Origin of the sequence: Mycolicibacterium septicum DSM 44393, from assembly GCF_000455325.1 — a bacterium.
Taxonomy (GTDB): Bacteria; Actinomycetota; Actinomycetes; order Mycobacteriales; family Mycobacteriaceae; genus Mycobacterium; species Mycobacterium septicum.
Genome location: NZ_HG322951.1, coordinates 1,247,799 through 1,248,851, shown reverse-complemented (window position 1 = coordinate 1,248,851; position 1,053 = coordinate 1,247,799). Strand labels below are relative to the sequence as shown.

Here is a 1,053-nt window from a genome sequence, read left to right as displayed (position 1 = left end):
ACAGGTTTGGCCCCCGCAGTGGCCGCCGCCGATGCGCCAACGGGTCTGGCTCCCGAGGTGACCGACGCCGACGCCGCAACCGGCATGGCCCCGACGGCCATGGCTCCCGGCGCCAATGCGGCGGCCCTCGCCTGGTCGGAGGATGACGCGCCGGGCAATGAGCCGGTGCCGTACGCCGGCGGCGAATACGAGACTCCCGCAGGCATGACCGCGGCGCGACCACCGGTCGAGTTCAGCCATGCGGAGGAGATGTACGACGCCGGACCGGCGCCGCTCCCCTGGTACAAACGCCCGCCGATCCTGTTCGGGGCAGCGGCCGCGGCCGCCCTCCTGGCTGCCGGTGGACTCGCGGTGACTTTGACCAGCTCCGAAGGGGATTCGACTCCGGTCACCGAAACCAGTACCACCTATTCGATGGGCCCGTCGCCCGAAGGCCCGCCGCCTGAGCCGGTCACCACCGTGACCGAGGGGCCCGACGGGGTCAAGACCACCACCGTCGTGGTGCCGCCTCCACCGCCGGAGACGACCACGTCGTCACCGGAAACCACCACGACGACCAGCCCGACCACCACCACCACGACGACGACCACGACCACCACGCCGTCGACGACCACGACGACGCGCACCACGACCACCACGACGCAACCGCCGACGACGACCACGCAGCCCCCGACGACGACGCAACCGCCGACCACCACCCAGCCGCCGGTGACGACCACTGCGGCAGAGGGCGGCGGCGGCGCCTAGGCCTGCACCGATGACCGACCCGGCGCCGGAGCCCGTTCCGGAGCTTCCGTTGGCTGCCCGATCGGCGATCGATGAGGTGCTGACCGACCCGGCCGCTCCGGTCAAGCTGCTGGTGTCCGGCGGCATCGGAACCGGGAAGAGCACAGTGCTCGCCGCGGTCCGCAACGCGCTGCGTGAGGGCGGCCGCGTCGTGCTGACCCGTGCGCCCCGGCCGGGTGACGCACCGGAGTCGGCGTTCGTCGTCGACGATGCGCACCTTCTCGCGGACAGTGAAATCGACTGTCTTGCAGAGAAAGTCGCCGATCC

The 1,053-nt window shown here is 71.5% G+C and carries 2 pseudogenes; both read left to right on the top strand.

The features are described 5' to 3' along the window. Positions 1-747: pseudogene (locus tag TX88_RS05700) on the top strand (Hsp70 family protein); the annotation flags it as partial. Between the two features lie 10 nt (positions 748-757). Next, a pseudogene (locus tag TX88_RS05695) lies at positions 758-1,053 on the top strand (isoniazid response ATPase/transcriptional regulator IniR); the annotation flags it as partial.